A 25,189-nucleotide genomic window follows, 5' to 3' on the forward strand; every position below is an offset into this window, starting at 1 on the left:
GGAGGAAAGAGGGCTGCTCGTTACCGACCGGCCCGGGTCGCGAACGGACGGCACGACCGGGGGCCGGGAGCGCGGACCGGGGTCGGTGACCGCCGGGTGTGGCACTCGCCCCCGCCCCGGCCCACACGGTGACTAAGGTGAGGGCATGGCTGAACACTCCGTGACCGTGAACGACGTGACCCTGGCCTACGAGGACCTCGGCCCGGCGGACGGCCCGGCCGTCCTGCTCGTGCACGGCCACCCCTTCGACCGCACCCTCTGGTACCCGCAGGCCCGGGCCCTCACCGCCGCCGGGTACCGGGTCCTCCTGCCGGACCTGCGGGGATACGGCCGCAGCCGGGTGGTCCCCGGGACCACCCGCCTCTCCGACTTCGCCGACGACCTGGCCGGGCTGCTGGACCGGCTGGAAGTGCCGCGGGCCGTGGTCGGCGGGGTCTCCATGGGGGGCCAGATCGCCATGGAGTTCCACCTCGGTCGGCCGGACCGCGTGACCGCCCTGGTCCTGGCCGACACCTCGCCGGTCGCCGAGACCGCCGAGGGCCGCCGCGCCCGCGCCGAGCTCGCGGACCGGCTGCTCGCCGAGGGCATGTCCGGGTACGCCGAGGAGGTCATCGGCCGGATGATCGCGCCCTACCACGTCACCGGGAAGCCCGAGGTGGCCCGGCACGTCCTCGGGATGATGCGGACCACCGACCCCGAGGGCGCGGCGGCGGCCCTGCGCGGCCGCGCCGAGCGCCCCGACTACCGCAGTTCCCTCGCCGGGCTCAAGGTGCCGGCGCTGGTGCTGGTCGGCGCGGACGACGAGTACACCCCGCCCGCCGGGGCCCGCGCCCTGCACGCCCTGCTCCCGCAGGCCGTGCTGGCGGTCATCGAGGAGGCGGGTCACCTGCCCGGCGTCGAGCAGCCCGAACGCGTCAACGCGGCCCTGCTGTCCTTCCTGGAGAAGGCCGTACCCGTCACGGACCGGGCCCGGTAGGGGCGCCGGTCCTCAGCCCTCCCGCGCGATGCGCTCCAGTAGCGCGGGCAGGGCCGTCCCGATCGGCTCCCGGACCACCTCGACGGCGAGCGCGTCGTACGGGGTCGGTTCGGCGTTCACCACGAACAGACGCGCCCCGTGTTCGGCGGCGATGCCCGCCAGGGAGGCCGCGGGCTGCACCTGGAGGCTCGTCCCCACGGCCACGAACACCTCGCAGCCCTTCGCCACCGCCATCGCCTGCCCCAGCACCTCCGGGTCCAGCCGCTGCCCGAACATCACGGTGGCCGGTTGCAGCACCCCGCCGCAGGACCGGCAGTCCGGGTCCGGTTCCCCCGCCGCCAGCCGCTCCAGGGCCTCCGCCATCGTGGAACGCGCCGCGCACCGGGTGCACCGCACCGCGCGGGCCGTACCGTGCAGCTCCAGCACCTTCCGCGGGGACACCCCGGCGAGCTGGTGCAGTCCGTCCACGTTCTGGGTGAGCACCCGCACCGGCACCCCGGCCCGTTCCAGGTCCGCCACCGCGCGGTGGGCGGCGTTCGGGCGGGCGTTCAGGAGGCCCAGGTCCCGCCGCATTCGCCAGGAGGCGCGCCGGACCTCCGGATCGGCCATGTAGGCGTCGTAGGTGACGAGCTTCTCGGCGCCGGGTTCGCGCCGCCAGAGGCCGTTCGGCCCGCGGTAGTCGGGGATGCCCGAATCGGTGGAGACGCCGGCCCCGCTGAGGACGGCGACGAGAGGTCTGCCCATGGCCGGAGCGTAGGCGGCCCGACGGGGCGGCCGCGAACGGATATCCCGGACGTCCCGGCCCCCGGCGGCGGTGCGGCGCGCGCCGGGTTCCGCGGCGGGGAGAACCCCGCCGCACGGGTCTCAGTCCTGCTGCGGCCAGTCGTCCGTGCGCCACTCGCGGGCGGCGCGCCCGGCCGGGCCGCCGTGTCGGGCGAGCGCCGCCGCCAGGTCCCCGTACACCGGGACCGCCGGATCGGCGCCGTTCGCCCGGACCGGTGCCGGACCGTCCGTCGGCACCGCCGCCAGCTCCAGCTCCCGACCGCCCTCCGCCAGGCGCGCCGCGGCCTCGGCCACCGCCCGGCGGCCGCAGGCCGACCAGCCGCGCAGACCGGTCAGATCCAGGACCACCGGCCCGGTGCCCCGGGCCAGGGCCCAGCCCACCGCGCCGGAGAAACGTTCCGTCGCCTCCGGTCCCAGGTATCCCGCCAGGGACAGGACCCCCAGGCCCTCCTGCGTGGTGTAGCGCCATTCGATGGTCATGGACGGTTCCTCGTTCCTACCGGGTGGTGCGGGGCCCCCGCGACGCTGCGGGAGCGGGGGAGCCCCGGGCCGTCCCGGGGCGGCGGTTCAGCCCTGGTACTCCGTGAGGTCGATGGCGTACACCCGCAACGGGTGTCCGTGGGCGGGGGAGACGGTCTCCCGTTCCAGCCCCATGCCCAGTTTGCGCATCACGTTCTCCGAGGCCGTGTTCTCCGGGCGGCAGATGCTGACCACCCGGTCCAGATTGCGGTCCTGCACGGCGAACTCCAGCGCCGCGTGCGCCGCCTCCGAGGCGTAGCCCTGGCCCCAGAAGGGGCGCCCCAGCCGCCAGCCGATCTCCACCTCGTGGCTCAGCTCCGGCAGGAAGTGCGGGACCGAGAGCCCGGCGAAACCGGCCAGCTCGCCCGAGCCGAGCAGCTCCACCGCGAACAGGCCGAAACCCTCCTCGTCCCACTCCTCCTCCCACCGCTCGATCGCGTCGGCGGTCTGCTCCTCGTCGAGCACGGAGCCGTCCCTGATCCAGCGCATCACCGTGGGATCGGCATTGATCTCGGCCATGGCGGTCAGGTCCTCCTCGCGCCAGCGGCGCAGCAGGAGGCGGGGGGTGTGGATCTCGGTCATGGAGCCCATCCTTCCGGACCCGGCCCCGGTCGGGAAATCCGCTCCGCCAGGCGAGACGGTCCGCCGGCCGGCGGACCGGTGCACCCGAACGGCCGACACCGATGAGTTCCGGCCGCCCCGACGGTCCATACATCGGGACGGCCCGTCCACCCGGGACGGCCGCGCACCCCGAGCACGAGGAGGCCGTGATGACGGTGACGGGCGGCAGGGCGTTCACCACCTGCCTGTGGTTCGACGGGCGGGCCGAGGAGGCCGTGGACTTCTACCTTTCGGTCTTCGAACGGTCGAGCCGGGGCCGCGTCGGCCGGTACACGGAGGCCGGACCGGGGCCCGCGGGCTCGGTGCTGGCGGTGGAGTTCACCCTCAACGGACAGCAGTTCGTCGCGATCAACGGCGGACCGGAGTTCACCTTCAACGAGGCGGTCTCCTTCCAGGTGCACTGCGCCGACCAGGAGGAGGTCGACTTCTACTGGGACCGGCTCACCGCCGGCGGCGGCCGGGGGGTGGCCTGCGGCTGGCTCAAGGACCGCTTCGGCGTCTCCTGGCAGGTCGTCCCCGACGAGGTGCTGGAGATGATCGGCGACGAGGACGGGGAGCGGGCCGCCCGCACCGCGACGGCCATGTACCGGATGGTCAAGATCGACATCGCCGCGCTGCGCGAGGTCTTCGACGGCGCGTGAGCCCCCGCGCCGCCCGCGGCCCGCGCCTTGACAGGGCGCGGGCCGCGGGCTTTGATGATCGCGGTGTTTCGTGGCGCAGGGTCGAAGAGCAGTGGGCAGGCCGATCGCCGGGCGAGCACCATTCACCAAGGGGCGATGTCATGAGTTCACACTCCGCATTGCGCGTCTGACGGCCCGAGCGCCCCGTGCGCCGCCGTCGTATCCGACCCCGGATCCACCGGGCGCCCGTTCGCGGCGTCCCGGCAGCTTCCTGAACCCCTCGCGGTCGTCCGTGCCGCGGGCGCCCGCGCGCGCCCGCCCGGGCCGACCGTCCGGGGTCCGGTTCCCGAGGTCGGTACCTCCGGCGCACCCCGGCGCTCTCCGTGACCGTCGCGTCCGTCGCCGCGTCCGTCCGCCGCGTCCCGCGGCCGAACCGGATGGCGGCTTCCCGTAGTCGACACCCCGACACCCGAACCGGAGACCTGCCACACCCATGCCCGAGAACACCACGACCGACCAGGACCCGACCACCACTCCCCTGGAGGACCCGCGCAGCGGCGCGGCCCCCGAGGACCCCGCCGCGGCCTTCGCCGACTTCAACCGCCGCGTCATCGAGGAGTTCCGCGCCCGCGGGGGCCGGGTCGGCGGCCCCTTCGAGGGCGGCGACCTGCTGCTCCTCACCACCACCGGCGCCCGCTCCGGCGCCGAGCACACCGTCCCCCTCGGCTACGTGCGCGCCGAGGGACTGCTCCTCGTGGTCGCCTCGGCCGGCGGCGCCCCCCACCACCCGGCCTGGTACCACAACCTCCTCGCCCACCCCATGGTCCGGGTGGAACGGGGCACCGACACCTTCGAGGCCGTGGCCGTACCCGCCGAAGGGGCCCGCCGCGACCGCCTCTTCGCCCTGGTCGCCGAGGCCCAGCCGGGCTACGCCGACTACCAGGCCGGCACCGACCGCATCCTGCCCGTGGTGGTCCTGGAGGCCACCGGCCCCGCACCGGGCGAGGAAGTGGCCCCGCCGACCGACATGGCGGGCAAACTCCTGGAGATCCACGGCTGGTTGCGCGCCCAGCTCGGGCACGTGCGCCGCGAGGCCGAAGCCCACTTCGCGGCCCGGACCGCCCACGGGACCGGGCCCGCCGCCCAGGGCGGTCCCGCCCCCGCCCCGGGGCTCGGGCTCCAGCTCCGCCAACACTGCCTGGCCTTCTGCGAATCGCTGGAGTTCCACCACACCGGAGAGGACCGGCACGTCTTCCCCGCCCTGGAACGGCAACACCCCCACCTGGCCGCGCCCCTGGCCCGGCTGCGAGCCGAGCACGTGACCGTGGCCCGCATCAAGGGGGAACTGCTCGACCTGCTCCGGGGCGTGGCCGGCGCCGACCCGGAGGAGTTCCTCGCCGCCCTGGACGGGATGACCCGCGAACTGGGCGACCACCTCGACTTCGAGGAGGAATCGCTCCTGCCCGCGCTGGCCGGGATCCCCTTCCCGCCCGTGCCCCCGCCCGGGGCCTGACCGGCACCGACCCGGGGCGGGCGTCCGCGCGGCGCCCGCCCCGGGCGGGGGCTCACTGCTCCCGCAGACCCCACGGAGAGCCGTACTCCGTCAACAGGTCCAGGAACGGCCGCGGCGGCAGGGCCTCCGGACCGAGCACCCCCGCGCCCGACCAGTCCCCGCGGGCCAACAGCTCCAGGGCCACCACCGGATTGATCGCGGTCTGCCAGACCACCGCCTGGGAGCCGTACTCCCGCATCGACCACTGGTTGTCGACCACGTGGTAGAGGTACACCTCGCGCGGCTTCCCGTCCCTGACGCCCTTCACCCAGGTGCCCGCACAGGTCTTGCCGGTCATCCGGTCACCCAGGGTCGCCGGGTCCGGCAGCGCCGCGGCCACCAGGTCCCGCGGGGAGACCCGGGCCTCGCCCAGGTCCGAGCGCACCGCCACCGGCTCGGTCCGGTCCAGGCCCAGCGCGTGCAGGGTCTTCAGCTTCTCGATGAAGTCCGCGCCCAGCCCGTACTTGAAGGTGACCCGCCGCGCCTTCACCCAGCGCGGCACCAGCAGCACCTCCTCGTGCTCCACGTTCACGCACTCCACCGGCCCGATGCCCTCGGGAAAGTCGAACACCTCCGGTTCGCTGAACGGCGCCGTGGTGAACCAGCCCCGGTCGGCCTCGTAGACCACCGGCGGGTTCAGGCACTCCTCGATGGTGGTCCAGATGTTGAAGGACGGGGCGAACTCGTACCCCTCCACGGTCAGATCCGCCCCGTCCCGGATGCCGATCTCCTCGATCTCGTCGAAGAGCTCGTCCGCCGCGTACCGGGCGAACACGTCCGACAGGCCCGGCTCCACCCCCATGCCCACCAGCGCCAGCCGCCCCGCCTCCTCCCACCGGGGCGCCAGCTCGAACTGGGCGTCGCCCAGCTTCACCCCGCACTCCTCGTGGGGCCGCTCCGGGTGCGGGTACGACAGGGACATCGCCATGTCGAGGTAGTGGGAACCGGCCGCCAGCGCCGCCCGGAACAGCGGCAGCACGAACCGCGGGTCGGTGGCGTTCAGCAGGACGTCGTGCCCGCCCCCGGTGAGCGCCGCCGTCACCGCCGCCTCGTCCGAGGCGTCCAGGCGCAGCGCCGAGAACCGCTTCTCGTCCGGGCCCAGCGCGGCCACCGCCGCCTCGGCCCGCCCGAGGTCGTAGTCGGCGACGGTGACGTGCTCGAAGAACGCGCGACGGGCCGCGATCCGGGTGACGGCGGTGCCCACACCGCCCGCTCCCACGAGGAGGACACGCATGGCGGAACCTTCTTCCCTGACTGGACCCGGGCCCGCTACCGGGCCCGGCGGAGGTCGTGGGGTGGATGAAACCCGCGGCCCCGCGATAACGTCAATGGTGTTGGCATAAGGCTCACCCGGACGGAAGGCGCGCAGGAGCATGCCCAAAGAGGTGGTTCCCGAGGCGGCCCGCAGGCGGCGCCGCCCGACCCGCACCGGCACGGTCCTCTCCGAGGCCCTGATCGTGGAGACCGCGCTGCGGATGCTCCGCGAGCACGGTAGCGCCGGGCTCAGCGCCCGTCGCCTCGGCGCCGCCCTCGGCGCCGACCCCAGCACCCTGTACCGCTACTTCGCGGGCATGGACGAGCTGACCCGGGCCATCGGCGAGGAGCTGACCGGTCGCGCCCTGGAGGGCTGGCGCCCCGGCGGGGACTGGCGGGAGGACCTGCGCGCCCTCGGGCTGCGCGTGCACGGCGCCTATCTGGCGCACCCGCAGGCCGCCGTGCTCACGGCGAGCCGCGTCACGGGCCGCCCCCGGGAGATCGCCGCCGACGAGGCCGTCCTCGGGGTGCTGCGCGGGGCCGGGTTCCCCGACCGCGACGCGGTGCGGATCTACCACGCCTTCATCGACCAGAGCCTCGCCTTCGCGGCCCTCGACGCGGGCGCCCTCGCCCTCGCCGCGGAGGCCCGGTCCGTCGACGAGGACATGTGGCGCACCACCTACGCCCGGCTGCCCGCCGACAGGTATCCGCACCTGGCGGCCACCGCCGGGCTGCTCGCGGCCCGGATGACGGAGAGCGCCTACCCCGACGCCCTGGACCTGCTGCTGCGCAGCGCCGCCGCCGAACTGGCCGCGGTGGGCGACCGTTCGGACGGGGCCCGCCGCCGGGAGCCCTGAGCGGCCGGCCGATACTGGGCCGGTGGAAGAGATCATGGGCAGGTTGGCCGTCCTCGGCACCTTCTTCGCCGTCGACTGCGGCCCGGTGCCGGAGGCGCGCGGCTTCCGCCCGGTGGCCGAGCTGTACGGACCGGGCCTCGACGCGTTGGTGGACCGGGTCGGCGCGCGTCTGGGCACCGGTCCGGATCGGATCGCCGCCTCCACCGCGCAGTTCGGGATCGCGGCCCGGCTCTGGTCCCTGGCGCTGGGCCCGGCGGTCCTCGCCGGGACGGTCCCCGACCTCGGGCCCGAGCGGGTCTGGTGGCGGCAGCCCGCGGGCGGCTCGCTGGAGTTCGCCCTGCCCGACCCCCGCCCGGTGCCCGGGCGGCCCGCGGAGGTCCTGGACCGGGTCGTCTCGGAGAACCTCGGCCTCCTGGACGCGGAGGTGCGGGCCCGGTACGGGGTGTCGCCGAAGGTGCTGCGCGGCAACGCCTCCTCCTCGGTGGCCGCGGCCCTGACGCAGCTGGGCTCCCGATTCCCGGACGCCCCGCACTCCCCGGCGGAGCTGGGCACGGCCCTGCTGACGGACGGACCCTTCGCCGGGACCGGCACCTTCGTCCACGAGCCGGGGCTCGGCTCGGCCTACGTCCGCAACAGCTGCTGCCTGTACTACCGGGCCCCCGGCGGCGGTCCCTGCGGGGACTGCGTGCTCAGGACCCGCCGGGCCGCCCGCGCCTGACGGATCCGCGGCCGTCGCCGTGGTGGGATGTGGCCCGGTTCCAGCGCGAGCGAAGGGAAGACAGGGAGCATGTCCGAGGACAGCGGCACCATGCGGGCGATGGCATACGGGGCGTACGGCGGGGACGAGGCGCTCGCGTCGAGCACCCTGCCGGTGCCGAAGGTGGGACCGGGGGAGGTGCTGGTCAAGGTCCGGCGGGCCGCCGTGAACCCGGTGGACTGGAAGATCATGGGCGGTCACCTGGACCAGCTGATGGACGTGCTCTTCCCGGTGGTGCCGGGTTGGGACGTCTCCGGCACCGTGGAGCGGCTGGGCATCGACGTGCCCGAGTTCTCGGTGGGCGACGAGGTCATCGCGTACGCCCGCAAGGACTACGTGCACGGCGGCACCTTCGCGGAGTACGTGACCGTGCCCGCCCGGTCCCTGGCCCCCAAGCCCGCCGCCCTCGGCTGGGAGGCGGCGGCCGGGTTGCCGCTGGCCGGGCTGACCGCCTACCAGTTGCTGAGCCGGCTGGGCACCGGCGAGGGGGACACCGTGCTCGTGCACGGAGCGGCCGGTGGCGTCGGCTCGCTCGGGGTGCAGATCGCCCGGGCCTTCGGGGCGCGGGTCATCGGCACGGCCTCGCCCCGCAATCACGACCGGGTCCGGGAGCTGGGCGCCGATCCGGTGCAGTACGGGGAAGGGCTCACCGACCGGGTCCGGGCGCTGGCGCCCGGCGGGGTCACGGTGGTCGCCGACTTCGTGGGCGGGGTGCTGGACGTGACCCGTGAGGTGCTGGCCCCCGACGGGAGGCACGCCTCCATCGCGGACGCCTCCGTGCTCGGCGCCGGCGGGCAGTGGATGTGGGTCCGGCCGGACGGGGCGGACCTGGCCGAACTGGGCGGGTTGGCCGACCGCGGGCTGTTGACCGTGCCGGTGGCGGAGGTGTTCCCGTTGGAGCGCTTGGCCGAGGCGTTCGCCCTGAGCCGGACCGGGCACGTGGCCGGGAAGATCGTCATCGAGGTCTGAGCCGCCGGCGGGCCCGCCGAGGGCGCCGGAAGCCGGCCGGAAATCCCGGGTGTGAAGGGCGGTCCGATCGAACGGACGGCCACCCCGGATCCGGCGCGAACGCCGCTGACGAGCAAAAACGCACTTATTCGATCGGGAACGGACACAGCCCGAGGCCGGAAGATCCTCTTCCGGCCTCGGGCCGCTTGTTTTCCGGCATGTTCCGATGGAATGTGCCAGAACTCCCTTGCGAACAGACGTTGTTGAGTAGCGTCTGCCGACGTACGCCACCGCGTGCAGCTTCGGCGGCAGGGAGGGGAGCCCGCGTGCCCGGGATAGATGAATGCCTGTCCGAGGCCATGGCGGTGCCCGGTGCCCGAGGTGCCGCACTCGTCGACTGGAGCAGCGGACTGGCCCTGGGCACGGCGGGCGACTCACCGGTCGGGGACCACGAGGTCACCGCCGCCGAAACCGCCGAACTGGCCCGCGCCGCAGCCGAGTACGAGAGCTTCGCCCCCAACGGGGCCACGGACGGCGAACCGCCCGGGGCCGACGGACCGCCCCTCGAAGACGTGATCGTCACCACCCGCTCCGGGTACCACATCCTCCGCTTCGTCGAAACCAGCTTCGACAGCAGTATCTTCCTCCACCTCTGGCTGGACAGGGATTCCGGAAACCTCGCCCTGGCCAGGATCCGCCTCCGTGAGCTCGCCGGGGAGCTGGTACTCAGATGACCGTCGACACCCTGCCCACCGCCGTCTCCCCGATGCTGCACCGCCTCGCCGAGGAAGGGGCCACCGGCGCCCTCCTGCGCGACCACGGCACCCTCTTCCTGGAGGACGGCCGAGTGGTGCACGCCGAGAGCCCCGCCACCCCCGGCCTCGACATCCTCCTCACCTCCGGCGGACGCCTCCCGCTGGCGGGCTGGCAGGAAGCCGTGGACCGGGCCGGCCCCCGCCGCGAAGTCGGCCGCTTCCTCGTGGAATCCGGCCGGATCGCCGGCGGCGAACTGGAGATATGCCACCTCGGCGCCGTCTTCGACGCCGCCTTCTTCGCCCTCGCGCCCGCCGGCGGCCCCACCCGCTTCCGCCGCGGCGCCACCCACTGGCTGGGCTCCGTCGCCTCCGTCCCGGCCGCCGCCCTCCAGCGGGAGACCGTCCGCCGCCGCGAACTCCTCGACGCGGTCTGGCCTTACCCCGCCCTCGACACCGCCCCCGTGGTGCCCCGCCGGGCCGCACCCGGACAGAGCGTCACTCCCCGCCAGCGCGCCCTGCTGCGCAAGGCCGACGGACGGCGCAACGCCGCCGCACTCGCCTGGGAACTCGGCCGACCCGCGTTCCACACCCTGCTGGAAGTACGGCGCCTGGCCGCGACCGGGCTGGTCGAGACGCCGCACGCAGCCCAGCCCGAACCACCGTCCGCCCTGCCCGGCTGGGTAACGCAGGTCGCCTCACCCGACATCGCCCTGCTCCGTCGGCTCCGTGACGCCTTGGAGGCAACCCTGTGACCGCGCTATCCCACCGTCGTTCCGGCCGGGTCACGTGTATCCCGTCATGAGGCTGCCGATGCGCCAGCGCGGCGGCGGCCGGCCCACCAGAAGCCCTCAGGAGAGGAGACAGCTGTTGACGGCAGAACCGGAAGTGCTCGGCGAACTCCGGCGGTTGCGGGCCCGGCTGCCCCAGCTCACCGGGGCCCTCGCCGCCAGCGTCGACGGCCTGGTCCTGGCCCGGGAGAGCCGGGCGGAAGAGGCGGAACCGGTCGCCGCCCTCACCGCCTCCGCCCTCGGCGTGGCCCAGCGCCTCACGGACCTCACCGGACAGGGCGGCTTCAAGGAACTGCTCGTCCGCGGCGAGGACGGCTACGTGGCCACCTACGCCGCCGGCCGCTCGGCCGTGCTCACCCTGCTCGCCGAGCCCCGCATCAACGTCGGCAGGCTCCACCTGGAGGCCCGCCGCTCCAGCGCCCGCATCGGGGAACTCGTCGACGAGGCCCTCGCCCGTCGCGAATCCTGAGCGCGCCACCCGTACCCGCGACACCGCACACCCCGTGCCGGCCGCCGGCCCCTCCGGCGACCGCGTCCCTCACCAGCGAAGGAAGAACCAGCTCATGGCGAACACCGAAGCCTCCCTCAAGGAAGCGATGAACATCGACGGCGCCGTCGGAGCGGCCCTGGTCGACTACAACAGCGGCATGGCCCTGGGCATGGTCGGCGGCGGCAAGGAGCTCGACCTCAACCTCGCCGCCGCGGGCAACACCGACGTGGTCCGCGCCAAGGTCCGCACCATGGAGATGCTCAAGCTCGCCGACGAGATCGAGGACATCCTGATCACCCTCGGCGGCCAGTACCACCTCATCCGGCTGCTCCGCGGCCGCAACACCAACGGCCTCTTCCTCTACCTCGCCCTCGACCGGGGCCGCGCGAACCTGGCCATGGCCCGCCACCAGCTCCGGGCCATCGAGAACGTGCTGGAGGTCTGACGCACCACGCCCCGGGCGGGCCCGACACGGGCCCGCCGGGCGCGGGGACTCAGCGCGCCCCGAAGTTCTGCGTCCACCACGGGCCGCCGGACCCCGAGTGGATCCCGACCCCGATCTCCTTGAACGAGCAGTTCAGGATGTTCGCCCGGTGGCCGGAGCTGTTCATCCACGACTCCATCACCGACGCCGCCGTCTGCTGCCCGCGCGCGATGTTCTCCCCGTACGTGGACCAGGCGTACCCGGCCGCGGTGATCCGCTCGCCCGGACCCGCACCGTCCGGGTTGGTGTGGTCGAAGTAGTCCCGCGCGGCCATGTCGTCCGAGTGCGCCTGCGCCGCGTCCGCCAGCTTCGCGTTGTTCGTCAACGGACCGCACCCGGCCCGCGCCCGCTCCTCGTTCACCAGCGAGATCACCTTGCCCGCCGTCCCCGAGGCCCCGCCGGAACCGCCGCCCACCTTCGTCGGCTTCGGACGGGCCGTCGTCGGAGCCGGCTTCGGCGTGGCCTTCGGGGGCTTGCGCGTCACCGAGGGACGCGGCGTCGGGCTCGCGCTCGGCGAGGCCGAAGGCGAGACCGAGGGCTTCACCGAAGGCGAGGCCGAGGGCGAGGGGGACCGCTCCGGCGTGGGCGCGACCCGCGAGGACCGCACCGACGCGGGCGCCGCCGGGGCCGTCAGCTGCCGCACCGCCTCGCCCCCCGGCTCCTCCGGGCCCGAGAACAGGTGGTACGCGCCGCCCGACACGGCCACCACCGCGGCCGCGCCGGCCACCGCCACCCGTCTGCGGCCCCGCTGCCGCTGCCGCCGCAGCGCCCCGCGGCCCCCGGCCGAGGTGGCGCCGCCGACCCCGCCCGCGGCGGCACCGTGACCGGCCGCCGTCGAGGCGTGACCCACCGGAGCCATGGTCGCCGCCCCGCCCCCGCGGACCGCCGTCATCAGCCCGGCCGCCGGAGCCACCAGCGCCAGACCCGCGAGCAGGCCCTCCGCCGGGAACAACCCGCTCCACAGCCCCGAGCAGCGCACGCAGTCCCGGGCGTGCCGGGCTATTCGCTTCCGCCACAGGGCGCTCGGCACCCCGTCCCAGCTCTCCAGACCGGCCGACAGGGCGGGGCACGGGGGCTCGGTCCGCAGCGCTCGCACCACCACCCGGGCCGCCTCCAGCTGCGCCTTCATCCGCTGCACCCGCACCGCCGTGTGCTGCGGGGACAGCTCCATCGCCGCGGCCACCTCGGGCCGGGTCAGCTCGCCCGCGCACTCCAGCCACCACAGGGACAGCAGCGCCCGGTCCTCCGGCTCCAACCAGCGGGTGGCCTCCGCCGTCTCCATCCGCTGCCCGGACAGGTTCAGCCGGACCACGGTCAGGTCCACGAAGTCCGCCCCCGGGTCGGCCACGTCGAAGGCCTGCTCCAGCCCGCCCGCGCCCGCGGTGGCCTGGTACGCCTGCCGGGCCGCGGTGTGCGCCCGCACCCGGTTCATGGCGATCGCCACCAGCCAGGACCGGAAGCTCTCCGGGGCCCGCAGCCCCGGCAGCCCGTCCAGGGCCCGCAGCATGGTGTCCTGCACCACGTCGTCCGTGTCGTGGTGCCCGTTCAGCGCGCGGCCCACGATGTTGTAGACCAGCGGGAGGTACGCGGCGACCAGCTCGTCCTGCGCCCGCGCGTTCCCCTTCCGCGCCGCCACGACCAGTGCGGTTCCCTGCTCTGTGCTCATGTTCCGACCAACCCTGCCTGTCCCGGACGACGATGGTGCCCAACACCTGGGAGACCCCGGGGGCCCCTCCCGATAACGGAAAACCGCGCAACCGTTCCCACACCCGGACCGCCGGCCTCCGGTCCGGGTTCGCACACGTTAGCGGGCGCCCCCGTCGCCCGGATGGCCGGGCCGCCGCCGAGGGACGAAACTGGAGACCGACCGGCCGTCCCCGGCCGACCGTTTCCGGGAGGGAGGCGGCCATGACCGCCCACCACGACGGCGTACCCCCCGCCGAGCTCCCCGAGGACCGACTCCTCAAGGAGCTGGAGGCGATCCACCGCACCCGTCACGAGACCCTGCTGCACGGCTCCCGCGACGCTCTGGCCACCCACAACCACCGGATGGCCGCCCTGGAGGGCGAGTACCTGCGCCGGCACCCCGACCGCGCCCCCGCCTACGGCCGCACCCGCGAGGGGGCCCGCGCCCGCCGGACCGCCGAGCAGCAGCCCGGGGCCTGACGCCGACCGGCGGCCCGGGAACCGACCCCGAAGACGACACCGCCCCCGGTGGCGGCCGTGCGGCCGTCACCGGGGGCGGTGCTGTGGGGGGTGTGTCGGGTGGCGGTGGGGCCCGGAGCTAGAAGGTGAGGTTCCAGGCGTCGATCTTGCCGGTGTCCGAGGCCGCGATGTCCTGGACCCGGAGCTTCCACGTGCCGTTCGCGACCTCCGAGGAGGCGTTCACGGTGTAGGTCTTGATCACGTTGTCGGCGCTGTCGCCGTTGGCGAAGTCCTCCAGCAGGTAGACCGAGCCGTCCGGAGCGACCAGGGACACGACCAGGTCACCGCGGTAGGTGTGCTTGATGTCCACGCCGACCTTCAGGGCCGAGGGCGCGTTGCCGGTCACACCGGTCACCGTGATCGGGCTCTCCACGGTGGTGCGGTCCGGGACGGTCACGTCCGCCGCGTTCTCGAAGTACTTCCCGGGGGGCGGGGTGGAGCCGCCGACGGCCTTCAGCGCGTCCGTCTGGCCCTCGCCGAAGAACGCGTTCTTCGCCGTGGTGCCGGTGCAGCGGCTGTCCGAGGGGCAGGCCGTGTCGTTGGCCTGGACACCGAGGGCGTTGCGGATGTCCGCCGGGGTGAACGTCGGGTTCACGCCGGCGATCAGCGCGGCCACGCCCGCCACGTGCGGGGAGGCCATCGAGGTGCCGTTCATGTTGCCGTACTTGCCGCCCGGCAGGGTGGAGTAGACACCGGAGGCGCCGTCGCCGCCGGGGGCCGCGATGTCGATGACCCCGTTGCCGAAGTTCGAGTAGGAGGCCTTGACGTTGCCGTTGCCCATGGCGGCCACGGTCACCACGCCGGGGAGCTCGGTGGGGATGTCCAGGCAGGCGTTGGTGATGGTGCGGGTGACCGGGGTGGAGTCGTTGGGGGACTCGCTGTCCGTGGTCTTGTTGGCCAGGTTGTAGTTGCTGTTGCCCGCGGCCGCGACCTGGAGGGAGCCCTTGTTCTCGGCGTACTCCTGGGCCCGCCGGACGCCCTCGATGATGGCGGCCTGGTCGGCGTTGTCCGGGCAGTTGAACTGCCACGGGTCGGTGTAGTAGCTGTTGTTGGTGACCTTGAAGCCGTGGTCACCGGCCCACATGAACCCGCAGATGGTGTTCTCGGCGAAGAAGAGGCTGCTGCCCGGCTCCGCGATGCGGACCGAGGAGATCTTCACGCCGGGGGCCACCCCGATGACGCCCTTGCCGTTCTTGGCGGCGGCCACCGTGCCCGCCACGTGCGTGCCGTGGGTGCCGACGTCGCGCCAGGCCCCGGCGCGGGTGTCGGCCTTGCCGTAGGCGCAGGAGGCGGAGTCCGCGGCGTTGAAGTTCGGGGCGATGTCCTGGTGCTGGTCGTCCACGCCGGTGTCGAGGATGCCGACCTTCACCGAGGCCGAGCCGGTGGTGACCGCCCAGGCCTGGTCGGCCTTGATCTGGGTCATGTCCCAGCGGTTGGACTCGGTCAGGGTGGTCGTGGACTGCGCGGGGTTCGCGGGCAGCGCCGGGTTGTACGCGTCGGCCGGAACGTCGCTGGTGCGGGTCGCGCCGACCTGCTGCACCCCGGAGACCCCGCGCATCGAAGCGGCGAACCCGGTCGAGGTGGAGTGCGCCACTACCACGCCGATGGCGTCGTAGTAGGCGTAGACGCTGCCGCCGTTGGAGGCGACCGCGCTGCGCACGGCGGCGCTGTCACCGGGGGCCTTGATCACCAGGTAGGCGCGGGTGCCCGCGGCCCAGGCGGCCGGAGCGGGCGCGGCCTGCTTCACGGCCGTACGGGCCGCGGGGGCCGCGGCCGGGCCGACCGGGTCCGTCCCGGCGAAGGCGGCGGGGGCGGAGAAGGCGAGCGCGGCGCTGAGCGCGGTGACCGCGATCGCGGACGTGCGAAGCCGGCGGGATATGTGGGGTATCAAGGCGTCCTCCGTGCACCCGGGGGCGATCGAGCGCCACCGGGCCGTCCGAAAAAAGGGGTGAACGCAAGATGGCAGACCGGTTCCGGGGAGGGAAGCAGGGAAAACCCTTGCCCTGCAGGTCACATGGCCGGAACAAGCCATTCCATGGCCGAGTCCGGGCGATACGGGCCGGGTCTCGGGGAGATGGACGCGGAGGCTCCGGTACCGCTCGGAGGTCGGTCCGTGCCGGGGCGGGGAGGGTCTTCCCGCGGACTTCCGGCGGCCCCGGTCCGGGATCCGCAACAGCCCGATCGCGAGTCTGTGACGAACGGGATCCGGCCGTTCTCCGCCGAGTTCCCGCCACGCTACGGTGTCGCCGACTTCCCACGGAGGAGACGGACATGGCACACGGACGGTATCTGGCGGCCCTGGCGCTCTGCGGCGCCCTCGCCCTGACGGGCTGCCGGAACGGCGAGGACGGGGCGCAGGCGCCGATCGGTGGTCCCGGCGCGGGCACCTCGGCCCCGGCGCAGCCCACCGCGGCGGGCTCGCCCACGGCCGCACCGGCCGGCGACACGGCCGGGGACACGGCGGGCGACGCCGGTGGTTCGGGCGGCGGGTCCGGGAGCGCGTCGAAGCCCTCGAAGCCCGCGGCCCCGTCGAAGGCACCCGCGCCGGCCCCGGAGAAGCCCGGGAAGCAGGATCCGCCGGACTGCGACCACAAGATGCCCATCTCCCCGGACGAGATCGCGGTCTACCGCTACACCCCGGAGGGCGGCTTCCTCAGCCTCATCGTCAAGCACGGGAACTGGGGCTGCGGCACCCCCGACTCGGACGGGGCCCCGTTCGAGACGGTGGGCAAGGAAACGTTCATCCCCATGGACCAGGCGGCGGCCGTCACGGTCACCGACCCGATCGTGGCGAGCACCGAGAACCAGAAGATCGGGGTGCAGGAGTTCCTCGACTGGCTGGAGGCGCACCCGAACTCCGGGCTCGTCTTCCGCTACCACCTGGGATCGGACGGGGCGATCGACACCCTGGACCAGGTCTTCACCCCCTGACCGGGGCCCCCGCGCGCGGGGCCCGCCCGGCCCGGCCGGTGCGGGCTCGGGGACCGTCGCGGCCCGTCCCGTCAGCGGAGCAGCCCCGTCAGCGGAGCAGTCCCGCGTACACGAAGCCGGCGACGGCCGAACCGAGCAGGGCCCCGGCACCCACCTGCGCGGCGGTGTGGTCCCGCAGCACCACGCGGGACCAGCCGACGAGCAGCAACAGGGGAACGGCGGCGAACGCGGCGGGACCGGCCGCGAGTGCCGCGACGGTGATCGCCCCGGCGGGCACCCCCGCGTGGAAGGAGATCTTCCAGACGGTGCTGATGCCCAGGAAGGCCATCAGGGCCACGAGCATGGCGGCGACCAGCGCCACCAGTTCCGGCGGGCCGTCCAGCAGGAGGATCAGGGCGATGCCCGTGGTCACCGACACCGCCACGCCCGGCAGCGCCACCAGCCGGTCCGCGCGCCGGTCCACGTGCCGGCCCGCCCACCAACCGCGCCGGCGTCCCCACCGGATCCACAGACCGGGCAGGACGGCGCAGAACACCGCGGCCACCAAGCCCCAGCCCAGCCCCGCGACGCCGTCGGCCCACCAGCCCGTGAGCAGCACCACGGCCAGCAGCCACACCTTCGGCTCCAGTGCCTCCGTCAGCAGCCGCGCGGCCCGTTCCCGGCGCCCGACGGGCCGTTCCGGGGCATTCGTTCCGTGGTCGTGGTCGTGGTCGGGTCCGGGGTCGGCAGCGGCGGGGGAGCTCACACCCGCTCCCGGAGAGCCGCCGCGGGCCCGGCCGAGGCGAAGGCCCGGGCTCCGGGGGAGTGGTAGGCCGCGGCGAGCAGGCGCAGCCGGGCCACCTCGGCCTCGAAGTCCAGACGGTCCGGGGGCTCGGCGCCCTCGGGTGCGGTGCCGGGGGTGACCTCGGGGGCGATGTCGAGGACGGGCCCGCCTCCGCGCGTCGACGGCTCCGTTCCGTGAGGCGTCGGCACCGAGGGCAGTTCGCCCCGGGCCCGGGCCACCGCGGCCCCGCGCAGGGCCCACGCCTCCGCCGCGACCTCCGCGCGTTCCCCGCCCGGGCCACCGGCCCGGACGGCGGCCAGGGCTCGGGCGCGCAGCTCCGGAGTCACGTGGGGGGCCAGCACCAGGGCCGCGTCCCGGATCTCGATCACCGTGCGGTGCAGGCGGATCCGGGGTCCGCGACGGACCCGCGCCGCCAGCACCACGTCCGGGACCACGGCGGTCAGGTCGGCCCAGAGCGGGCGCAGCACCCGGGCGGCCCGCCAGTCCCGCAGCGCCCCGACGGCGCTGCCGAGCGGCGCCAGCGAGTTGCCGACGATGATCAGGAAGATGGCGACGTACTCGATGGCGTCGGCGAGGAGCTGGGTGCGCGGCTCGCTCAGCGGGAAGGGCAGGTCGAACAGCCGGGCCGTCAGATGGGTGGTCCGGAACAGGCTGTACAGGGTGCCGATGGCCAGCCCCACCCCGAGGAGGTACAGGCCGGTCCGGAGGAAGCTGCGCTGCGATTTGCGCCCGTATCCCAGGCACAGCCAGGAGCCGAAGGCCGTGGCCACGGCCAGGTAGGCCACGAAGGTGAGGCAGTAGCCCGTGGCGGCCGTCGAGGAGGCGTGGGCCTCGTAGAAGTTGACCACGCGCTCCGGTCGGGGCACCTGGAAGAAGAACACCGTCAGCAGGGTCGCGGCGAGCACGCTGCCCACGGCGTTGCCGTACCGGGAGCGGCGCAGCAGGTCGGGGCGGGCCATCGCGAAGACCAGGTCGAGGACGGCGGCGCAGGCGCCGACCCCGATGAGGTTCTTGAGCAGGACGCAGAGGTCGTTGACCCCGGTGGCGGTGTCGATGGCCAGCGCGATCGGGGGGACCGCGATCGTGGAGGCCACGGCGAGCAGGGTGAAGGCGGTCCAGACGGCGCGTTGGCCCGGGCGCCGGACGGCGGCGGGCAGGCGCCAGAGGGCCACCAACCACAGGAGGACGCATATGACGGCTTTGAAGGTGTTCATTCGTTCCGAACCGGGTGCCCGAAGGTGTCGTTGAGGCGGTCGAGGACGTCCGCGGCTTCGTCGGAGGTGGCCCGTATCTCCTGGCGGCGGCTGGCCCGCTCCAGGATGAGCGTGGCGACGCTCTCGGCCTCCTGCTCGTCGCGGCTGGAGTACTTGGTGCGGCCCAGGAGGTGCACGATCCGGTCGGCGGACAGCCCGAGGGCGGCGTCCTCGGGTCGGGCGGCGGCGGCCGCCGCCCGGATCCGGGCCGATTCGGCGCGCACGATCGAGGCGATGGGCAGGTCGGGGCGGTCGGCGTCGGCGATGGCCCCGTCGGCGCGGGCGAGCAGCCGACCGAAGTGCGCGGCGGCGGTGTCCAGTTCCCGCTGGGTGGCGTGCTCGGGGAGGTCGAGTTCCGGGGCCACGTGGCCGAGCAGCATGTGCGCGATCTCGTGCAGCACGATGTGCACCCGCAGGATCTCCGGGGCGGTGGCGTCGTAGAAGACCAGGTCCGCGGAGTCCAGGCCGAGCCAGACCCCGCAGGGAAGGTCCTCGCTGCCCGGTCCTTCGAGGGGGAGGAGGACCAGCGGACGGCCCCGCCGTTCCGCTATCAGGTCGCAGAACGCGCCGAGTTCGAAGGGCTGCGGCAGCTCCAGGCCGTTCACGAGAGCGGTGCTCGCCCGGCGCCGACGCCCCCACCGCCACATGTCCCGCTCTGCCCCTCCGGCCGTCCGGCGGCGGGGTGTCCTCCCGCGCCGCACGGAGCCGGCCGTACCGGCACCGCGCCCTCACCCTAGTGCCCCGTGGCGAGGTCGACCCGGTGAGGGGGCCCGGAATCGGAAGTTCAGTCCCGGCGGCCGCGACCGCGACGTGCGCGGCCCTCGATCTCGGGCAGTCCCTCGGCCTGCCGGAAACCCTCCACGATCCCCTTGATGCCGCGCAGGGAGCGGGCCGAGAGCCCGCTCAACCGGAAGGCCACCGCGCGGACCTCGCGGTCCTCCAGGGCCTTGGCGAGCTCGTCCCCGGCGCCCGCCCGCTCCACGCTCCCCTTGATCTCGCGGATCCGCTGGTCCACGGCCGCCGCGACGGCGTCGTCGAGGAAGTAGCTCGCCGGCACTCCGAAGAAGGAGGCGAGTGCCCGGAGGGAGTCCACCCCGGGGTTGGTGACCTTGCCGGTCCGGATGGACTGGATGGTGCCGTGGGAGACGGTCGGTTCGCCCTCCGCGGCCCGCGCCCGGATGAGGTCGGCGATCTCCAGGTAGGTGTACGGGCCCCGGTTCTCCGGGTGCAGGGTCTCGATGAGGTGGCCGAGCCGCCTTCCGATGTCCGGACGGCCGCCGGGAGACCGCTCGTTCGTCGCGCTCATCGCGGGCTGCCTCCTCCGTCCGACGGTCCGGTCACGACGGGTCCGCCGTGCCGCGCGGGCCAATCTACTCGACTAGATGGCGAGGTGTGCAGCCGGGTCCGTTCCGTCTTGTGGGCTTGACAAGGTCAAAGGGTGCCGGCGTAAGTTTCAGGCCGTCCCATCTAGTTGACTAGATGGCGACGGCGGGGGCGCGGTACCGGACGCGGCCCTGCTCCTTGATGTGCCTCGGCGTCTACGGGGGTGTCTCCCAGGCACATCAGCGTTTGTGGTGCGGGCCCACCACGGGGGAGGGCCCGCACCACCTGCCGCCCCGCGCACCACGTCCGGAGCGTGCACGTCCGGAGCGCGCGGGGGCGCGAACGCGCCGGCCCGAACACACCGGCCCGAACACACCGGATCCGGACGCGCCGGATCCGGAGGGCAGCCCACCGGGCGCCGTGTGCCCCTCACGGCGACACGGCCCGCTCGCCGGACGCCCCGGTCTACGGCAGCTCCTTCTGGTAGCTCACGTCCCGGTCGGAGTCGTACAGCTCCCTGCCCCCCGCGTCGTACCCCCGGACGCGGGGCGTGGCGGCGGCCCCGTGCGCGAGCACCCCCGTGGCGGCGTACCAGCCGTGGTCCACCGCGGCCTCCACCGTGGAGCCGCCGTACTCCACCGTGACCCGGGCCGTGTCCGGCCCCACCGTTCCGATGTGGCCCCAGCGGAACGGGAAGACCCACGGCTCCCCCGGGGTGAAGCTCTGCAGGTACAGCTTCCCGCTGTTGATGTCGGGCGTCACCGCGGCCCCCGGGGGCCCGTCCGCGCCACTCGACCCCGCCACTCCCGTGGCCCGTCCGTCCCGCAGGGTGCAGATCAGCCGGTGCTGCTCCGGGCGGTCGCGCACCGCCACCACGTGGACCCCGTCGCCGGGTGCGTTGGCATTGCCCGTGCTCCGGTGCGCGAGCAGGATCCGGTACTCGTGGACGGAGCCCGGTCCCGGCCGGCCGGGCATGTCGCCCGCGATGCGCCGCTCCGTCTCCAGGCAGGACTCCAGTCCTCGCGCCGCCTGCTCCAGGGTGATCCCGTCGACCAACTGCCCCGGCGTCGCGGGACCCGCCGGTCCCGCCGGCGCCGGCGGCGGGGCGGACGGCCGCTCCGCGACCGGACCGGGATCCGGCCCCGCGTCCGCGGCGGGCCCGGCCGATCTCCCCGGACCCGCCCCCACCGCGGAGGCCACCGCCGGCACCGCCGCCAGGGCCACCAGCGCCGCCCCCGCCGCGATCAGTCGCCGCCGGCGCTCGGCCCGCCCCGCCCGCAGGATCTGCGGATACGGGGCCTCCTCCGGCCGGACCGCCGCCGCGTCCCTCGAAAGCAACACCCGCAGCTCGGCCTCGAAGGGCGTCTCCTCCCCCCGATCCCCCTCGCCCGCGCCGTCCGGCCCGGCGGGACCCCCGTACCCGCCGGACCGTCCGGCCCGCGACGCCTCCGGCCGCCGCCGCCCCGTCCCCGATTCCGACCCGCTCACGAGACCCCCTGACCGCTCGTCACCCTCGCACCCCGATCGGCCGCGACCGGCGGCCCGTCCACGACCCGGGCCAGCCCCGGGTACCTGCGCAGCTTCGCCAGCGCCTTGGACGCCTGGCTCTTCACCGTGCCCGGGGAACACCCCAGGGCCGCGGCCACCTCCCCCTCGGAGAGGTCCTCCCAGTACCGCAGCACCACCACCGCCCGCTGCCGCGCCGGCAGCGCGGCCAACGCGGCCCGCAGCGCCTCCCGCTCCTCCGTCCAGTGGACCGCGTCGTCACGGACCGAGGTGTCCGGCGGCACCGCCGTCAACCGCTCCGCCACCCGCCTCTTCCGGAACCGGTCACTGTTGCACGTGACCAGCATCCGACGCACGTACGCCTCCGGACTGTCCGACCGGGACACCCGCCGCCAGGACCGGTACGCCTTGGCCAGGGCCGTCTGCACCAGGTCCTCCGCCTCGTGCCGGTCACCCGTCAGCAGATAGGCCGTGCGCACCAGATGGCCCCAGCGGGCCGTCACGAACGCCCGGAACGACACTTCGAGTTCTTCCTGCACCACCGTCACCCCCTTTCCTTCTCCTTCCGCCCCCTAGACCACCGTCCCCGCCGATTCGGTTGCCCGGCCCGCCGGAGATCCGCCGACCGCGTTCGCCCGCGCCGTCCTGGTACGTTCGCGAGGGACCCGAAGATCCCGGTCCCACCGGGGAGAGAAGAGGACCGGATGACCGCACTGCCCCGCTACGAGGACGTGGAAGCCGCCGCCGGCCGCATCGAAGGGCACGCCCACCGCACGCCCGTCATGACCTCCCGCCTCGTCGACGAACTCCTCGGCGCCCGCGTCTTCTTCAAGTGCGAGAACCTCCAACGGATGGGCGCCTTCAAGTTCCGCGGCGCCTTCAACGCCCTCTCGATGCTGCCGCCCGACCGCCGCCGCGCCGGCGTCGTCGCCTACTCCTCGGGCAACCACGCCCAGGCCGTCGCCCTCTCCGCCCGGCTCCTCGGGATCCCCGCCACCATCGTCATGCCGCACGACGCCCCCGCCGCCAAGGTCGCCGCCACCCGCGGATACGGCGGCCGGGTGGTGGTCTACGACCGCTACACCGAGGACCGCGAGCTGATCGGCCGGGAACTCGCCGAGAAGGAAGGTCTCACCCTCGTCCCGCCCTACGACCACCCCGACGTCATCGCCGGACAGGGCACCGCGGCCCGCGAACTCTTCCGGGAGACCGGGGAACTCGACGCCCTCTTCGTCCCCCTCGGCGGCGGCGGCCTCCTCTCCGGAACGGCCCTGTCGACCCGCGCCCTGTCCCCAAGCTGCCGGCTGTACGGAGTCGAGCCCGAGGCCGGGGACGACGGACTGCGGTCCCTCCGCGAGGGCCGCGTCGTCCACATCGACACCCCGCAGACCATCGCCGACGGGGCCCAGACCCAGCACCTCGGCGCCCTCAACTTCGCCGTCCTCCGCCAGGAGGCCCCCGAGGTGGTCACCGCCTCCGACGCCGAACTCGTCGCGTGCATGCGGATCTTCGCCACCTACCTCAAGCTCGTCGTGGAACCCACCGGCTGCCTGGGCCTGGCCGCGCTCCGGGCCCGGGCCGACGAGTGGCGGGGCCGCCGCGTCGGCGTCCTGATCAGCGGCGGCAACATCGACCTCGACCGGTACGCCCGCCTCCTCGCGGAAGGCTGATCCACCCCGCGCGGCATCCGGGCGGGGCCGCACACCGGCCCCGCCGCCCTCTGGTGCCCGCACGCCCCCGGTGGGACCATGCGCCCGTGACCGCGACCCTGGAGCCAGGCACCCTGACCGGACCGCGCGGCTGGCCGCTGCTCGGCAACCTCCCCGCCTTCGCCCGCGACCCCCTCGCCTTCTTCGAAGACCTCCGCGACCGGCACGGCGACTGGGTCCCCTGGTCCCTGGGCCCCCGCCGCGCCCTGCTCGTCTCCCGCCCCGAGCACGTCACCGAACTCCTCGCCGGGGTGGAGCACAGCTTCGACCCCATGGACCTCGGCTGGGCCTTCCGCCACCTCCTCGGCGAAGGCGTGGTCGTCGCCACCGGCGAGGACTGGCGCCGCAAGCGGGCCCTCGTCCAACCCGTGGTCCGCCCCCGCCAGGTCAAGGCGTACGCCGCCACCATGGTCGAGTACGCCGCCCGGCTCGCGGAGAGCTGGGAGGACGGCCGACGCGTCGACGTCCTCCGCGAGATGGCCGGACTCACCCAACGCATCGCCGTCCGCACCCTCTTCGGCAGCGAGGCCGCCGGACAGGAGGAGGCCATCGGCCGTGCCATGGGCGTGGCCCAACGCGAACTCGGCGCGGAGGCCCGCGGACTCACCCTGTTCCTGCCGCCCTGGGTGACCACCCCCGGACGGCACCGCCTGCGCGGCGCCGTGCACCGCCTCGACCAGGAGATCGAACGCGTCATAGCCGAGCACCGGGCCGCCGCCGCGGCCGGCGAGGAACGCGACGACCTCCTCAGCAGACTGCTGGCCGCCCGCGACGACACCGGGGCCCCGCTCTCCGCCCGCGAACTTCGCGACGAGGCCATCACCCTCTACATCGGCGGCCACGAGACCACGTCCACCACCCTGGTGTGGGCCTGGCAGCTGCTCTCCCGCTCGCCCGGGGCCCGCGCCCGGCTCGACGCCGAACTCGACTCCGTCCTGGGCGACCGCCTCCCCACCTTCGAGGACCACGCCCGTCTGCCCTGGACCCAGCAGATCGTCCGCGAGTCCCTGCGGCTCTACCCGCCCATCTGGCTGATCTCCGCCACCGCTCGCGAGGGCGCCTCCCTCGGCGGCCGGGCCCTGCCCACCGGCACGGCCGTGTGGTGCAGCCAGTGGTCCGTGCACCGGGACCCCCGCTGGTTCGAGGACCCGCTCGCCTTCCGGCCCGAACGCTGGGACCCCGACCCGCCGCTGCGCACCGTCGAACAGGCGTGGTTCCCCTTCGGCGGCGGCCCCCGGGCCTGCCTCGGCGCACGGTTCGCCCTCGTCGAGGCCGTGCTGCTGCTCGCGGTGCTGGCCCGACGCTTCCACGTGGACACCGGGCCCGGCCTGGCCCGACCGTTCCCCGGCCTGACCCTCCAGCCCGCCGACCCGGTGCCGGCCACCCTCCGCCGCACCGGCACCGCCTGAGCCCCGCCCCGTACCCGTCCCCGCCCCGCACCCGCCGCCGTCCGGGCCCGCCGGGCGGCGGCCTCCGGATACCGGCGCGCCACTCCGTCAGTGCCGCGCCGACCGGCGGCGCATCGCCACCCAGGCCGCCAGCCCCGCCGCCGTGAGCGCCCCGGCCGCGCCCCCGGTCAGCGCCAGCACCGGCGGGGCGCCGAACGCCTCCGGCGCCGGACAGCCCTCCGGGACCCCGGCCCGATCGGCGCGGACCCGGACCCGACCCTCCACCGGCTTCCCGTCGAACTCCACCGGTGCCTCGAACTCCACCGGATAGGTCCCGGGATCCACGTCGCAGCGCACGGTCGCCTCGGCCTCCCAGGCGGTCTTCCCCGCGGGCGCCAGCCGGACCTCGCCCGCGAAGGCGGGGGAGGTGACCGCGACCCCGCCCCCGGAGTCCGTCAGCGCGAGCAGTCCCGGGTTCAGCGTGGAGAGGGTGACCCGTCCGCCGCGCTCCACCGCGCGCGGGGAGACGTCGAGGCCGCCGGTGTCCGCCTGGGCGGGAGCCGCCGCGAGCAGCACCATCGCGGGCCAGGCCAGGCCCCCGCAGGCACGGAGTACGCGTGACATAAAGTGGGGCCCTCCGGCTCGTGCGGGCGGTGCCGACCTCACCGTCCACCTGCCGAGATCTT

Annotated in this window: 27 protein-coding genes; 14 read left to right on the forward strand and 13 right to left on the reverse strand. The window is 74.6% G+C overall.

The genetic code is table 11. The features are described from left to right. Positions 1–145: 145 nt before the first annotated feature. Positions 146–976, forward strand: coding sequence for an alpha/beta fold hydrolase (locus ABTZ17_RS08400; protein WP_352194750.1), 831 nt, complete (start codon positions 146–148; stop codon positions 974–976). 12 nt (positions 977–988) lie between these two features. Here ABTZ17_RS08400 and ABTZ17_RS08405 read toward each other — a convergent pair whose 3' ends face one another. From ABTZ17_RS08405 to ABTZ17_RS08415, 3 genes are all read right to left on the reverse strand, one after another. Then, positions 989–1,720 (reverse strand): SIR2 family NAD-dependent protein deacylase, encoded by a 732-nt coding sequence (locus ABTZ17_RS08405; protein WP_352194751.1) that lies wholly within the window; start codon positions 1,718–1,720, stop codon positions 989–991. Between the two features lie 120 nt (positions 1,721–1,840). After that, positions 1,841–2,239: an STAS domain-containing protein gene (locus ABTZ17_RS08410; protein WP_352194752.1), complete on the reverse strand. Its 399-nt coding sequence runs from the start codon at positions 2,237–2,239 to the stop codon at positions 1,841–1,843. Positions 2,240–2,326: 87 nt separating this feature from the next. Next, positions 2,327–2,860: a GNAT family N-acetyltransferase gene (locus ABTZ17_RS08415; RefSeq protein ID WP_352194753.1), complete on the reverse strand. Its 534-nt coding sequence runs from the start codon at positions 2,858–2,860 to the stop codon at positions 2,327–2,329. A gap of 188 nt (positions 2,861–3,048) precedes the next feature. On the opposite strand from ABTZ17_RS08415, the gene ABTZ17_RS08420 reads away from it, so the two are divergent. Further along, positions 3,049–3,540, forward strand: coding sequence for a VOC family protein (locus tag ABTZ17_RS08420; protein WP_352194754.1), 492 nt, complete (start codon positions 3,049–3,051; stop codon positions 3,538–3,540). A gap of 472 nt (positions 3,541–4,012) precedes the next feature. Further along, a complete protein-coding gene (locus tag ABTZ17_RS08425) occupies positions 4,013–5,032 on the forward strand; it encodes a nitroreductase/quinone reductase family protein (RefSeq protein ID WP_352194755.1) in 1,020 nt (339 codons plus the stop codon). Positions 5,033–5,084: 52 nt separating this feature from the next. On the opposite strand, the gene ABTZ17_RS08430 is transcribed toward ABTZ17_RS08425, so the two are convergent. Then, entirely contained in the window at positions 5,085–6,305 is a 1,221-nt protein-coding gene (locus ABTZ17_RS08430; protein ID WP_352194756.1) for a saccharopine dehydrogenase family protein, read from the reverse strand. Positions 6,306–6,444: 139 nt separating this feature from the next. Here ABTZ17_RS08430 and ABTZ17_RS08435 point away from each other — a divergent pair, with 139 nt between their 5' ends. The 7 genes from ABTZ17_RS08435 to ABTZ17_RS08465 all read left to right on the forward strand — a co-directional run bounded on the left by ABTZ17_RS08435 (position 6,445) and on the right by ABTZ17_RS08465 (position 11,365). Beyond that, positions 6,445–7,182 (forward strand): TetR/AcrR family transcriptional regulator, encoded by a 738-nt coding sequence (locus ABTZ17_RS08435; RefSeq protein WP_352194757.1) that lies wholly within the window; start codon positions 6,445–6,447, stop codon positions 7,180–7,182. A gap of 22 nt (positions 7,183–7,204) precedes the next feature. Next, positions 7,205–7,900, forward strand: coding sequence for a (2Fe-2S)-binding protein (locus tag ABTZ17_RS08440; protein ID WP_352194758.1), 696 nt, complete (start codon positions 7,205–7,207; stop codon positions 7,898–7,900). A 90-nt stretch (positions 7,901–7,990) separates the two neighbouring features. Beyond that, positions 7,991–8,908 (forward strand): NADP-dependent oxidoreductase, encoded by a 918-nt coding sequence (locus ABTZ17_RS08445; RefSeq protein WP_352194791.1) that lies wholly within the window; start codon positions 7,991–7,993, stop codon positions 8,906–8,908. Positions 8,909–9,213: 305 nt separating this feature from the next. Further along, complete coding sequence (locus ABTZ17_RS08450) at positions 9,214–9,621, forward strand: roadblock/LC7 domain-containing protein (RefSeq protein ID WP_352194759.1); 408 nt, start codon at positions 9,214–9,216, stop codon at positions 9,619–9,621. After that, on the forward strand, positions 9,618–10,394 hold the full coding sequence (locus ABTZ17_RS08455) for a transcriptional regulator (protein WP_352194760.1): 777 nt from the start codon (positions 9,618–9,620) through the stop codon (positions 10,392–10,394). The genes ABTZ17_RS08450 and ABTZ17_RS08455 overlap by 4 nt, the downstream gene beginning before the upstream one ends. Before the next feature lie 58 nt (positions 10,395–10,452). Beyond that, positions 10,453–10,899 (forward strand): roadblock/LC7 domain-containing protein, encoded by a 447-nt coding sequence (locus ABTZ17_RS08460; RefSeq protein ID WP_352194792.1) that lies wholly within the window; start codon positions 10,453–10,455, stop codon positions 10,897–10,899. Positions 10,900–10,993: 94 nt separating this feature from the next. After that, positions 10,994–11,365, forward strand: coding sequence for a hypothetical protein (locus tag ABTZ17_RS08465; protein WP_352194761.1), 372 nt, complete (start codon positions 10,994–10,996; stop codon positions 11,363–11,365). 49 nt (positions 11,366–11,414) lie between these two features. Here ABTZ17_RS08465 and ABTZ17_RS08470 read toward each other — a convergent pair whose 3' ends face one another. After that, a complete protein-coding gene (locus ABTZ17_RS08470) occupies positions 11,415–13,070 on the reverse strand; it encodes a sigma-70 family RNA polymerase sigma factor (protein WP_352194762.1) in 1,656 nt (551 codons plus the stop codon). A 242-nt stretch (positions 13,071–13,312) separates the two neighbouring features. On the opposite strand from ABTZ17_RS08470, the gene ABTZ17_RS08475 reads away from it, so the two are divergent. Beyond that, entirely contained in the window at positions 13,313–13,570 is a 258-nt protein-coding gene (locus ABTZ17_RS08475) for a DUF6158 family protein (RefSeq protein ID WP_352194763.1), read from the forward strand. Positions 13,571–13,688: 118 nt separating this feature from the next. Here ABTZ17_RS08475 and ABTZ17_RS08480 read toward each other — a convergent pair whose 3' ends face one another. Then, positions 13,689–15,500: a S8 family peptidase gene (locus ABTZ17_RS08480; RefSeq protein WP_352194764.1), complete on the reverse strand. Its 1,812-nt coding sequence runs from the start codon at positions 15,498–15,500 to the stop codon at positions 13,689–13,691. A 380-nt stretch (positions 15,501–15,880) separates the two neighbouring features. On the opposite strand from ABTZ17_RS08480, the gene ABTZ17_RS08485 reads away from it, so the two are divergent. Further along, the gene (locus ABTZ17_RS08485) at positions 15,881–16,540 is read left to right on the forward strand and encodes a hypothetical protein (RefSeq protein WP_352194765.1); all 660 of its coding nucleotides are present in this window, start codon (positions 15,881–15,883) and stop codon (positions 16,538–16,540) included. An 88-nt stretch (positions 16,541–16,628) separates the two neighbouring features. Here the strand turns inward: ABTZ17_RS08485 and ABTZ17_RS08490 are convergent, their stop codons facing one another. From ABTZ17_RS08490 to ABTZ17_RS08515, 6 genes are all read right to left on the reverse strand, one after another. Beyond that, positions 16,629–17,285: a phosphatase PAP2 family protein gene (locus tag ABTZ17_RS08490; RefSeq protein ID WP_352194766.1), complete on the reverse strand. Its 657-nt coding sequence runs from the start codon at positions 17,283–17,285 to the stop codon at positions 16,629–16,631. Then, complete coding sequence (locus ABTZ17_RS08495) at positions 17,282–18,538, reverse strand: MAB_1171c family putative transporter (RefSeq protein ID WP_352194767.1); 1,257 nt, start codon at positions 18,536–18,538, stop codon at positions 17,282–17,284. Before ABTZ17_RS08495 ends, ABTZ17_RS08490 begins: the two co-directional genes overlap by 4 nt. Then, on the reverse strand, positions 18,535–19,182 hold the full coding sequence (locus ABTZ17_RS08500; RefSeq protein ID WP_352194768.1) for a hypothetical protein: 648 nt from the start codon (positions 19,180–19,182) through the stop codon (positions 18,535–18,537). Before ABTZ17_RS08500 ends, ABTZ17_RS08495 begins: the two co-directional genes overlap by 4 nt. A 179-nt stretch (positions 19,183–19,361) precedes the next feature. Next, positions 19,362–19,883 (reverse strand): XRE family transcriptional regulator, encoded by a 522-nt coding sequence (locus ABTZ17_RS08505; RefSeq protein ID WP_352194769.1) that lies wholly within the window; start codon positions 19,881–19,883, stop codon positions 19,362–19,364. Between the two features lie 482 nt (positions 19,884–20,365). Beyond that, a complete protein-coding gene (locus ABTZ17_RS08510) occupies positions 20,366–21,388 on the reverse strand; it encodes a hypothetical protein (protein ID WP_352194770.1) in 1,023 nt (340 codons plus the stop codon). Then, positions 21,385–21,945, reverse strand: coding sequence for a SigE family RNA polymerase sigma factor (locus tag ABTZ17_RS08515; protein ID WP_352194793.1), 561 nt, complete (start codon positions 21,943–21,945; stop codon positions 21,385–21,387). Before ABTZ17_RS08515 ends, ABTZ17_RS08510 begins: the two co-directional genes overlap by 4 nt. A gap of 165 nt (positions 21,946–22,110) precedes the next feature. Between ABTZ17_RS08515 and ABTZ17_RS08520 the strand changes: the two genes are divergently transcribed. Next, complete coding sequence (locus ABTZ17_RS08520) at positions 22,111–23,076, forward strand: threo-3-hydroxy-L-aspartate ammonia-lyase (RefSeq protein ID WP_352194771.1); 966 nt, start codon at positions 22,111–22,113, stop codon at positions 23,074–23,076. 86 nt (positions 23,077–23,162) lie between these two features. Continuing rightward, on the forward strand, positions 23,163–24,524 hold the full coding sequence (locus ABTZ17_RS08525) for a cytochrome P450 (RefSeq protein ID WP_352194772.1): 1,362 nt from the start codon (positions 23,163–23,165) through the stop codon (positions 24,522–24,524). 87 nt (positions 24,525–24,611) lie between these two features. On the opposite strand, the gene ABTZ17_RS08530 is transcribed toward ABTZ17_RS08525, so the two are convergent. Next, entirely contained in the window at positions 24,612–25,127 is a 516-nt protein-coding gene (locus ABTZ17_RS08530) for a hypothetical protein (RefSeq protein WP_352194773.1), read from the reverse strand. Between the last annotated feature and the right edge of the window lie 62 nt (positions 25,128–25,189).

This window comes from Streptomyces sp. NPDC097619 (assembly GCF_040302735.1).
Lineage (GTDB): Bacteria > Actinomycetota > Actinomycetes > Streptomycetales > Streptomycetaceae > Streptomyces.

Bases quoted from the DNA above. Each gene is read 5' to 3' on its own strand.
- ABTZ17_RS08430 (WP_352194756.1), bottom strand. From the start codon at position 6,305: ATGCGTGTCCTCCTCGTGGGAGCGGGCGGTGTGGGCACCGCCGTCACC.
- ABTZ17_RS08470 (WP_352194762.1), bottom strand. From the start codon at position 13,070: ATGAGCACAGAGCAGGGAACCGCACTGGTCGTGGCGGCGCGGAAGGGG.
- ABTZ17_RS08460 (WP_352194792.1), top strand. From the start codon at position 10,453: ATGCGCCAGCGCGGCGGCGGCCGGCCCACCAGAAGCCCTCAGGAGAGG.
- ABTZ17_RS08485 (WP_352194765.1), top strand. From the start codon at position 15,881: ATGGCACACGGACGGTATCTGGCGGCCCTGGCGCTCTGCGGCGCCCTC.
- ABTZ17_RS08410 (WP_352194752.1), bottom strand. From the start codon at position 2,239: ATGACCATCGAATGGCGCTACACCACGCAGGAGGGCCTGGGGGTCCTG.
- ABTZ17_RS08505 (WP_352194769.1), bottom strand. From the start codon at position 19,883: ATGAGCGCGACGAACGAGCGGTCTCCCGGCGGCCGTCCGGACATCGGA.
- ABTZ17_RS08475 (WP_352194763.1), top strand. From the start codon at position 13,313: ATGACCGCCCACCACGACGGCGTACCCCCCGCCGAGCTCCCCGAGGAC.
- ABTZ17_RS08495 (WP_352194767.1), bottom strand. From the start codon at position 18,538: ATGAACACCTTCAAAGCCGTCATATGCGTCCTCCTGTGGTTGGTGGCC.
- ABTZ17_RS08435 (WP_352194757.1), top strand. From the start codon at position 6,445: ATGCCCAAAGAGGTGGTTCCCGAGGCGGCCCGCAGGCGGCGCCGCCCG.
- ABTZ17_RS08420 (WP_352194754.1), top strand. From the start codon at position 3,049: ATGACGGTGACGGGCGGCAGGGCGTTCACCACCTGCCTGTGGTTCGAC.
- ABTZ17_RS08405 (WP_352194751.1), bottom strand. From the start codon at position 1,720: ATGGGCAGACCTCTCGTCGCCGTCCTCAGCGGGGCCGGCGTCTCCACC.
- ABTZ17_RS08415 (WP_352194753.1), bottom strand. From the start codon at position 2,860: ATGACCGAGATCCACACCCCCCGCCTCCTGCTGCGCCGCTGGCGCGAG.
- ABTZ17_RS08520 (WP_352194771.1), top strand. From the start codon at position 22,111: ATGACCGCACTGCCCCGCTACGAGGACGTGGAAGCCGCCGCCGGCCGC.
- ABTZ17_RS08465 (WP_352194761.1), top strand. From the start codon at position 10,994: ATGGCGAACACCGAAGCCTCCCTCAAGGAAGCGATGAACATCGACGGC.
- ABTZ17_RS08530 (WP_352194773.1), bottom strand. From the start codon at position 25,127: ATGTCACGCGTACTCCGTGCCTGCGGGGGCCTGGCCTGGCCCGCGATG.
- ABTZ17_RS08455 (WP_352194760.1), top strand. From the start codon at position 9,618: ATGACCGTCGACACCCTGCCCACCGCCGTCTCCCCGATGCTGCACCGC.
- ABTZ17_RS08400 (WP_352194750.1), top strand. From the start codon at position 146: ATGGCTGAACACTCCGTGACCGTGAACGACGTGACCCTGGCCTACGAG.
- ABTZ17_RS08425 (WP_352194755.1), top strand. From the start codon at position 4,013: ATGCCCGAGAACACCACGACCGACCAGGACCCGACCACCACTCCCCTG.
- ABTZ17_RS08445 (WP_352194791.1), top strand. From the start codon at position 7,991: ATGCGGGCGATGGCATACGGGGCGTACGGCGGGGACGAGGCGCTCGCG.